Genomic DNA, 8,608 nt, shown 5'->3' on the forward strand with positions numbered 1-8,608 from the left:
TCGCCATGTTCGACAACCTGGGTGGTGACACGCTGATCACGGTCACGGTGCTGGTCTTCGTGACCGCGCTGCTCATGATCGAGGGGCTCTACCTGCTGTGGCGGTCCTACAAGGGGCCCGACGCGCGCAAGATCGAGAAGCGGCTGCAGGCGATGTCCGCCGCGGTCGACCGCACGCCGCAGGCCCATCTCGCCAAGGAACGCATGCTCAGCGACGTGCCCTGGATGCAGCGCCAGTTGCTGGCGCTGCCGCGGGCGCACCGGCTGGACCGCTTCATCCTGCAGGCAGGGCTGGACTGGACGGTGTCCAGCTTTTTGCTGGCCTGCGGTGCGCTCGGCGTGTTCGCGTTCTTCGCCGTGTGGCTCGCACACCAGCCCGTGTGGCTGGCGCTGCTGGCCGGGGCCGTGGCGGCGGTGCTTCCCGTGCTGTACCTGCAGCATCAGCGCAGCCGCCGGCTGGAGCGCCTCGAGAAGCAGCTGCCGGACGCGCTGGATCTCGTGACGCGCGCGCTGCGCGCGGGCCATTCCTTTGCCAGCGGCGTGCAGATGATCGGCGAGGAAATGCCCGAGCCGATCGCCAGCGAGTTCCGCCTGGTGGCCGACGAGGTGAATTTCGGCGTCTCGCTGCAGCAGGCGCTGACCAACCTCAGCGAGCGCGTGCCGCTCACCGACCTGCGCTACTTCGTGGTGTCGGTGCTGATCCAGCGCGATTCGGGCGGCAACCTGACGGAGGTGCTGGGCAACCTGAGCCGGCTCATCCGCGCGCGCTTCAAGCTGCTCGCGCGGGTGCGGGTGCTGTCGTCCGAAGGGCGGCTGTCGGCCTGGATCCTGGGCCTCATGCCGTTCGCCCTGGCGGGGCTCATGAACATCTTCAATCCCGAATTCATGGCGCCGCTGTGGACCGACCCGATCGGCCAGACGGTGCTGCGCTACATGCTGGTGCTGATGCTGGTGGGCATCGTGCTCCTGCGCAAGATCGTGAAGATCCACGTCTGAAGGAGAAGCGCCATGGCCATGCTGTTTCCCATCCTGGTTTTTCTGTCCGTGTCGCTGGCGGTCATCGGCCTGGCGGCGTGGCTGTCCCCGACGCGCACCGCGCAGCGGCTGCAGGCGGTGGCGCCGTCGTCCGGCAAGTCGGCCTGGACCGAGACGGCCGTCAAGCTCGTAGGCCCGTTCGCGCAGTTGTCGTCCCCGACCGGCGACGCCGACCTGTCGCCGCTGCGCGTGCGCTTCCTGAACGCCGGCATCCGCCATCCGGATGCGTACCTCATGTACTTCGGCCTGAAGACGCTGCTGCCGCTGGGCTTTGCGGCCGTCGCGTTCCTCATGTTGCAAGCGACGGGGTCGGAGGGCGGCATGACGATGCTGCTGTGGCTTGCGCTGGCCGCGCTGGCCGGCTGCTACCTGCCCAACCTGGTGCTGCGCCTGCGCATCCGCGCTCGGCGCCGCGAGATCTTCGAGAACTTTCCCGACGCCGCCGACCTCATGCTGGTGTGTGTGGAGGCGGGGCTCGGGCTGGACGCCGGGCTGGCCAAGGTCACCGAGGAAATCAAGATCAAGAGCCAGGCGCTCGCGCAGGAACTGCACTGGACCAACCTGGAAATGCGCGCCGGCGGCACGCGCGAGAAGTCGCTGCGCAACCTGGCGCTGCGCACCGGCGTGGAAGAAATAGGCACCTTCGCCACCATGCTGACCCAGGCGGACCGCTTCGGCACCAGCATCGGAGAGTCGCTGCGCGTGTTTTCGGACGACCTGCGCCACAAGCGCCAGGTGCGCGCCGAGGAGCTGGCGGCGAAGGTGCCGACCAAGATGCTGCTGCCGCTGGTGCTGTGCATCTTCCCGTGCATCTCGCTCGTGATCCTCACGCCGGCGGTGATCCGCGTGGTCCGGATGATCGGGCCGATGCTGAGCGGCGGGCAGCTTTGAGAGGGCGCGCACGCGGCGCACCGCGTGCGCCGCTGCAGCGGATCAGGCCGCCAGCGTGTCGAGCTGGTGCTTGATCGCGTAGATGTACAGCTCGAGCCGGTTCGTGACGCCCAGCTTCTGGTAGATCGCGCACAGGTGATTGCGCAGCGTGTGCTCGGTGACGAAGGCGCGCTCGGCGAGCGCCTTGTTGGAGGCGCCGCAGCCCGTCGCGACGATCCGGATGATCTCGCGCTCCTTGTGCGTCAGCGTGGCCTGGCGCGCCGTGTCGGGGTCGGCCTTCGGCGGCTTCCTGGCCGACGTGAGTTCGGAGAAGACGCGGCCCATGGTCTGCGCGTCGACGCACAGCTCGCCGCGGAACACGCGCTCGATGGCGTCGAGCAGCTGCTGCGCCGAGGCGTCCTTGCCCACCACGCCGCGCGCGCCGCGCAGTATGGCCAGGTCGAGCGTGCGCTGCTCTTTCTCGGCCGTCAGCACCATCACGCGCGACACCTCGTTGGTCAGCAGCCGGGGCAGGATGTCCAGCGCGCTGTGGCCGTCCAGGTCGAGGTCGAGCACGATGACATCGGGCGCGAGGCTTTGCGCCGTGGCCACCGCTTCGTCGCAACAGCTGGCCGTGCCGACCACCTTCATGCGCGGCTGTTCGCCGTCGATCAGCTTCGACAGGCCCCACAGCATGGTCTTGTGGTCGTCCACGAGCAGCACGGCAATGGGATGGTCGGGATGGTCGAGGGTTTGCATGACGGACTCCTTCCTGTGTCTGCGGCGGGCGGTCAGATCGGGATTTCGATCCGTACCGCCGTGCCGCCATTCGCGCATCGGTCGACATGCGCCTGGCCGCCCAGGGCCGCGGCGCGCTCGGTGAGAGAGCGGGGGTGGAAGGCGGTGAAGCTTTCCTGGCAGGCGTCGTTCTCGATGCACAACGCCAGCTGGCCGTTCTTGCAGTCGATGCGCACGCTGCCGTGGCGCGCATGGGTGTGCTTGCAGATGTTGTTCAGCCCTTCGCTCACCATCTGCAGCAGCTCCGCGGTCACGCGGTCGTCCAGGTGCAGCGGGCCGTCGACGGCCATCACGATGTCGATGTCGATGCCGTACAGGCCCTTGATCCGCGCGGCCTGGCGTTCCAGGTGGGGCCGCACGAGCCCACCGGGGTCGTCGTTCGCACCGTGCCTGACTTCGCCCGCGTAGCGGCGCAGGTCGGCGATCACGCCGTCGGCCACGTCCGCGAGCTTGTCCAGGTCTTCGCGCAGCGGGTTGTCGGCGGCGGCCCGCTTGCGCAGCGCGCACAGGCCCATGCGCAAGCCGATGTAGGGCTGGATGGCCGTGTCGTGCAGGTCGAGCGCGATCTTCAGGCGCTCCGTCGATGCGGCTTCGGAGGCCATGCGGTCGAGCACCTCGATGGTCTCGATGACCGGGAAGATCTGTTCCATGAGGTGGGCGAGGAACAGCGCGTCGGACTTGCCCAGCCGCCCGTCGCGCGACGAGATGAACACCCGGCCTTCGCCCAGGCGCATCGGCAGCGGCGCGCTGATGAAGGCCCGCGCCTCCAGCAGGGCGGCGATGGTGGTGCAGTGCTGCGCACCGGCTTCGTCGGCGCTGCGCCAGGCGGTGGTGCCCGCTTCGAAGACACGGTGCTGCGCGCGCAGGTGGTTCAGCGGCCAGGGCAGGCGGTTGCTGAGCACGACGCTGTCGGGCGTCAGGGCCATGAGCGGCGATTCCGCGAGGCGGCCGATGGTCTCGATGCTCACCTGCTCGCAGGTGTCGTCCTCGCGCAGCGTGCGCAGCAGCCAGGTGCCGGTGGCGCGGTCGCGCGTCAGCAGGATGCAGTGGCTGGCCCTGAAGAAGGCCAGCGTGCGCTCCATCGTGCGGGCGATGGTGCGTCCGGCGCCGAAGCGCGGGTTCGACAGCTGGCTCACCTCGCCCAGCAGCGCAAGGCGCCGTTGCAGCGCCAGCTTGGAGCCGCCCCAGTACACGATCATGTGCCCGAGCGCCAGCAGGAAGGCGGTGCGCATCAGCAGCTGCGGCGTGTCGTCCGTGCCCGTGGCCAGTCCGCAGGCGGCGAACGAGGCGACCGAGGCGATCGTCACGCGGGCGCCTTCCTCGAAGCCCCAGCGGAACGACGAGGTGAGGATGGCGAAGAAGTAGAAAAGGAAGAACAGGCTGTGGGTGCCGTCGGTCACTGCCATGATCAGCGTGAACCACAGCACGTCGGACCAGTGGATGGTTCGGCCCTGGAAGTAGGGCCGCCCCACCGCCGTGCAGACGTGGATCAGCAGGCTGTGAAGGATGTAACCAAAGAAGGCCAGCCAGACCGCCGGGGGGACCTGCTGCCGGCTATCGGCGGCGTCGACCGTGATCGCCAGCAGGGCCGAGATCGACAGCACGAGCCGCATGCGTCCCACCATGAGCGCATCCGCCGCCAGGCTGGCGTCGAGGCTGGGGGCGGAGCCGTGCGCTCGCATGGGGATGCATCCGGTGCATGGACCATGTCAGGCACCGCGGGAGATCGCGGTACGGACGGGAGCGCTCGGCAGTGACAGTTTGGAATACATTTTTCTTGCCAGAGACCACAACGTGTGACGAGTTCACATTACTACTTTGGTGTTCAGATGCAATTGAAATCTCGTTCCATTAACGTTTGGTAACTATATTTGCATTGGATTGCATGCGGATAAATGAGGCCGCTGCACAGGGCGGCGAGAGGGCGTGGTGCCGGTTGGGGAGGCCTCGGAGAGGGCGAGGTACCTCAACGGGGCGTCCGCCTGCCTTTGCGAAGGCGCAGGCCGCGGGGTAACCCCGTTGCGCGGCCTCAGGGCAGGAAAAGCAGCATCCCGTACACCGCAAACAGCATCAGGTGCATGAGCCCCTGGATCGGCGAGGTGCGCTGCCCGTTGAAGCTCAGCAGGCTCAGCACCGCCGTCACCGCGAACAGCAGGGTTTCCGCGCCCGAGATGCCCATGAGCACCTGCTTGCCCGTGACCAGTCCGATGACCAGCACGGCAGGCACCGTGAGCCCCACGGTGGAGACGAAGGCGCCCAGGCACAGGTTGATGGCGCGCTGCATCTCGTTGTTCATCGCGGCGCGCACGGCGGTGATCGACTCGGGCGTGAACACGATGATGGCGATGAGCACGCCGCCCACGGCCGCGGGCACGCCGGCCGCGGCAATGCCGTAGTCGGTGACCACGGCGAGGTAGTGCGCGAGCAGCACGATGGGCAGGATCATCGCGAGCAACAGCAGCGAGCGAACGACCACGGCGCGCTTGTCCAGGGCGCCGTGACTGGCCTGTACCGCAGGCGAGGGCGCGATCGTCCGCACCGACATCTGCCCCGGCGCCGGCTGGATGAAGAAGCGCTGGTGGCTGCGCATCTGCATCCAGAGAAAGGCGCCGTACAGCACGGCTGTGAGCACCGACATGCCGATCGCCTGCACCGGCGTGAACTCGCCCGCGCCCGAGGTGTGGTTGGGCAGCACCAGCGCCGTGCCGGTCAGCAGCACGATCATCGACAGGTAGGCACCGGCGCCCTGCGCGTTGTATTCCTGGTCGCCGTGGCGTGCCGCGCCCGCGATCAGGCAGATGCCGATGACGAGGTTCAGGATGATCATCATCACGGCGAAGATCGAGTCGCGCCCGATGGTCGGAAACTCGCCGGGGCCGAGCAGCACCGAGGCGATGAGGATCACCTCGATCGACACGATCGAGAGCGTCAGGATCAGCGTGCCGTACGGCTCGCCCAGCTGGTGCGCCAGGTGGTCTGCCTCGCGCACCACGCCGAACGAGGCGGCCAGGATGGTGACGAACAGCGCCAGGAAGACGCAGCCGGCCACCACGGGGCTGATCGGCGCGGCCAGCCAGCGGTCGCCGAAGGCCACGAAGAGCCCGACCACGAGCCAGGCGGCGGCGATCAGGGCCCAGGTGGCGGGCGGCACGAGGCGGGCGGGGGAGGGTGTTGTTGTCATGGGCGTTGTCACTCCGACATCAAGAGGGAAGCCAGGGCCAAGAGGCCGCTGCCGGCCAGGCTCAGCCCGCTGGCGGCCCACAGGGCCTTCACGTCGCGCGGTTCGCAGCCTTCGCGGCGCGCATGCCAGGCAGCGTAGGCCAGCGCCACCGCCATGGTCAGCGCGGGCCAGTGCAGATCAAGACCGTTCATCGCGCGGCCCCCGATGCGGTGGGCGCGCGCGGGCATTCGGCGCGGTAGGACAGCCGGGTCGCGCCCGTGCGCACGTGCAGGCGCACGGCGCCGATCGTCAACCGGAAGGCCTCCGGTCCGGGAGCGTGAGGAAGACGGAAACGGGAGAAGAAGCGTTGCGCAGCGAAGCGCCAGGAAGGGAGCAGTGCGGCCATGTCGAAACTTCGCGAGAAGTCAGGAAAGGGCCGTCCCTTGCAAGGTGGAGGTGCAAGACCGAGGTCGTCCTCGGCCCGGTTCGCGCAGGGCGCGCGAACGAAAAAATGATAGCAGGGAAATCGGAACCGACGCCCTCAGCCCCCGCGTGCGCGCACCTGGGCCGCATGCAGGAGGCGGGCGCTGTCTACCTTCTGCTTGGACAGGAGCCGCATCTTGCTGCAACTCGAGCAGCGGTACAGGCGCAGCCAGGGCAGCAGGCGCATCCACCCTCTGCGCGGCTGGCGGTCCATGTCCTGAAGATGGCAGGGGCAGGCGGAAACCGAATGAGTCGACGACATTTGTCAGAGTGACCATGCTGTCCAGATCCCACCCTGACCAAGCTCTGCGGCTCTTCGGCTACTGGGAATTGAAAGTATTCATTCTTACGACAAATGTAAACAAGCACACTCACCTGATTTAGGTATTCGCGCCCCGTTTTTCTCGGTTTCGGTCACACCCCGTTTCACTTCTCCCGCGCTTCCTGTGCACCAGTTCACAGAGGGAAAGCCGCCAGTTGACCGGTGTAAACTGCCCGGTTTTCTCCCTCTCTCGCGGTATGGTGCAAGTGTCACGGCGCACAGGCTTCACCGGCTCGGCGCTCACTCGCTTGCTCGCTCAATTGAGCGACATCGACGTTCCCGAATCCAGGCAAGCCCTCGCGGATCGTTTGAGTCAGTGGTTCAGTTGGACCGACGCCATCTCCTTGTCTGCAGCTTTGGATTCCGATCTGGGCGTCGCCGTGTCCGGCGCCCGGGCGTCCGAGGGCGCCGAGGAGGCGCAGGAGTGCGCGCGCCTGAAGGCCGCGCTGGCCAAGGGCAATGCAGACGGCGGCGTGGCCTCGGTGCTGCCGGGCGCGAACGACGACTTTCCGCCGTACCGCCGCCGCTACTTCGCGCGGCAACAGGCCATGGAAACAGCCATCGAACCGCTGCGCGCGCGCCTGCGGGCCCGGCTCGCCACCCGCTCGCCCGAGTTGGCCCGGCTGGCCGCGGTGGACGCCATCCTGGAACAGGTGGTGGGCGCGCGCGAACGCAGCCTGCTGGCGAGCGTGCCCACGCTGCTGGAGAAACATTTCAAGCGTTTGCGTGAGGCCCATCAGGCCGCGCAGGACGCCAATCCCGACAACCCCCAGCCGCCAGCGACCGCCGCCGCCGGCTGGCTGGACGTGTTCGGCCGTGACATGCAAAGCGTGCTGCGGGCCGAGCTGGACATTCGCATGCAACCGGTCGAAGGCCTGCTCGAGGCCCTTCGCGACCGCTAGCGTGCCGCCCTACAAGAGACAACAAGCTTCCATGAACAGATTTTTCCATTACGCCGTCTTCCTCGTGGGCCTGGCCGTCGTGTGCTGGGTCGGTGCCAGCTATGTCGGCCACAACCCGCTGGCCCTGGTGATCACGGCGCTGATCGGCGCGTTCTACCTGATGGGTGCGCTGGAGCTGCACCGCTTCCACCAGGCCACCGGCACGCTGTCGCATGCGGTGAACGACCTGTCGGCGCCGCCGACGAGCCTCGGCGACTGGCTCGCCGGCCTGCATCCCTCGCTGCGAAACGCGGTGCGCCTGCGCATCGAGGGCGAGCGCGTCGGCCTGCCGGGCCCGGCGCTCACGCCGTACCTCGCGGGCCTGCTGGTGCTGCTGGGCATGCTGGGCACCTTCCTGGGCATGGTGGTCACGCTCAACGGCACGGGGCTGGCGCTCGAAAGCGCGACCGACGTGCAGGCCATCCGCAACTCGCTGTCGGCGCCCGTGCGCGGCCTGGGCCTGGCCTTCGGCACCTCGGTGGCGGGCGTGGCCGCATCGGCCATGCTGGGCCTGGCCTCGGCACTGTGCCGGCGCGAACGCCTGCTGGCCGGGCAGTCGCTCGACACGCTCATCGCCACGTCGCTGCGCGGCCATTCGCTGGCGCACCGCCGCGAAGAGTCGTTCAAGCTGATGCAGCAACAGGCCCACGCGATGCCCGCGCTGGTCGACCAGCTGCAGGCCATGGTGGCCGCGATGGACCGCCAGAGCCAGTCGATCAACGAACGCCTCGTCGCCAGCCAGGACACCTTCCACCAGAAGACCGAAGCCGCCTACACGGGGCTCGCCGCCTCGGTCGACCGCTCGCTCAAGGACAGCCTGGCCGACAGCGCGCGCATCGCCGGCGAAACCATCCAGCCGGTGGCGAAGGTGATGCCCGAACTGGTCGGCCAGCTGCAGACCATGATGGCCGCGATGGAGCGCCAGAGCCAGTCGATCAACGAACGCCTCGTCGCCAGCCAGGACACCTTCCACCAGAAGACCGAAGCCGCCTACACCGGG

At 67.9% G+C, this 8,608-nt stretch carries 8 protein-coding genes and 1 pseudogene; 4 read left to right on the top strand and 5 right to left on the bottom strand.

The features are described from left to right. The first annotated feature begins 5 nt into the window (after positions 1 to 5). Together AC07XP_RS00870 and AC07XP_RS00875 are read left to right on the top strand one after the other, a co-directional pair. Positions 6 to 995 (top strand): type II secretion system F family protein, encoded by a 990-nt coding sequence (locus AC07XP_RS00870; protein ID WP_095947067.1) that lies wholly within the window; start codon positions 6 to 8, stop codon positions 993 to 995. A gap of 12 nt (positions 996 to 1,007) precedes the next feature. Continuing rightward, positions 1,008 to 1,925, top strand: a complete 918-nt coding sequence (locus tag AC07XP_RS00875; protein WP_495263502.1) for a type II secretion system F family protein — start codon at positions 1,008 to 1,010, stop codon at positions 1,923 to 1,925. A gap of 42 nt (positions 1,926 to 1,967) precedes the next feature. Here AC07XP_RS00875 and AC07XP_RS00880 read toward each other — a convergent pair whose 3' ends face one another. The 5 genes from AC07XP_RS00880 to AC07XP_RS00900 form a co-directional block, all read right to left on the bottom strand. Beyond that, on the bottom strand, positions 1,968 to 2,663 hold the full coding sequence (locus AC07XP_RS00880; protein ID WP_095745836.1) for a response regulator: 696 nt from the start codon (positions 2,661 to 2,663) through the stop codon (positions 1,968 to 1,970). Between the two features lie 32 nt (positions 2,664 to 2,695). Further along, positions 2,696 to 4,384, bottom strand: a complete 1,689-nt coding sequence (locus AC07XP_RS00885; RefSeq protein WP_495263503.1) for a sensor histidine kinase — start codon at positions 4,382 to 4,384, stop codon at positions 2,696 to 2,698. Positions 4,385 to 4,731: 347 nt separating this feature from the next. Next, positions 4,732 to 5,883 (bottom strand): calcium:cation antiporter, encoded by a 1,152-nt coding sequence (locus AC07XP_RS00890; RefSeq protein WP_495263504.1) that lies wholly within the window; start codon positions 5,881 to 5,883, stop codon positions 4,732 to 4,734. Between the two features lie 8 nt (positions 5,884 to 5,891). After that, a complete protein-coding gene (locus tag AC07XP_RS00895; protein ID WP_095745833.1) occupies positions 5,892 to 6,074 on the bottom strand; it encodes a hypothetical protein in 183 nt (60 codons plus the stop codon). Then, positions 6,071 to 6,268, bottom strand: a complete 198-nt coding sequence (locus AC07XP_RS00900; RefSeq protein WP_495263505.1) for a hypothetical protein — start codon at positions 6,266 to 6,268, stop codon at positions 6,071 to 6,073. Before AC07XP_RS00900 ends, AC07XP_RS00895 begins: the two co-directional genes overlap by 4 nt. Before the next feature lie 596 nt (positions 6,269 to 6,864). Here AC07XP_RS00900 and AC07XP_RS00905 point away from each other — a divergent pair. Next, entirely contained in the window at positions 6,865 to 7,569 is a 705-nt protein-coding gene (locus AC07XP_RS00905) for a DUF3348 domain-containing protein (protein WP_495263506.1), read from the top strand. A gap of 31 nt (positions 7,570 to 7,600) precedes the next feature. Continuing rightward, a pseudogene (locus AC07XP_RS00910) lies at positions 7,601 to 8,608 on the top strand (hypothetical protein); the annotation flags it as partial.

The organism is Variovorax sp. GW531-E2, from assembly GCF_059423125.1.

Coding starts and splice junctions, on each gene's coding strand:
- AC07XP_RS00875 (WP_495263502.1), top strand. CDS start 1,008: ATGGCCATGCTGTTTCCCATCCTGGTTTTTCTGTCCGTGTCGCTGGCG.
- AC07XP_RS00895 (WP_095745833.1), bottom strand. CDS start 6,074: ATGAACGGTCTTGATCTGCACTGGCCCGCGCTGACCATGGCGGTGGCG.
- AC07XP_RS00880 (WP_095745836.1), bottom strand. CDS start 2,663: ATGCAAACCCTCGACCATCCCGACCATCCCATTGCCGTGCTGCTCGTG.
- AC07XP_RS00905 (WP_495263506.1), top strand. CDS start 6,865: ATGGTGCAAGTGTCACGGCGCACAGGCTTCACCGGCTCGGCGCTCACT.
- AC07XP_RS00885 (WP_495263503.1), bottom strand. CDS start 4,384: ATGCGAGCGCACGGCTCCGCCCCCAGCCTCGACGCCAGCCTGGCGGCG.
- AC07XP_RS00900 (WP_495263505.1), bottom strand. CDS start 6,268: ATGGCCGCACTGCTCCCTTCCTGGCGCTTCGCTGCGCAACGCTTCTTC.
- AC07XP_RS00870 (WP_095947067.1), top strand. CDS start 6: ATGTTCGACAACCTGGGTGGTGACACGCTGATCACGGTCACGGTGCTG.
- AC07XP_RS00890 (WP_495263504.1), bottom strand. CDS start 5,883: ATGACAACAACACCCTCCCCCGCCCGCCTCGTGCCGCCCGCCACCTGG.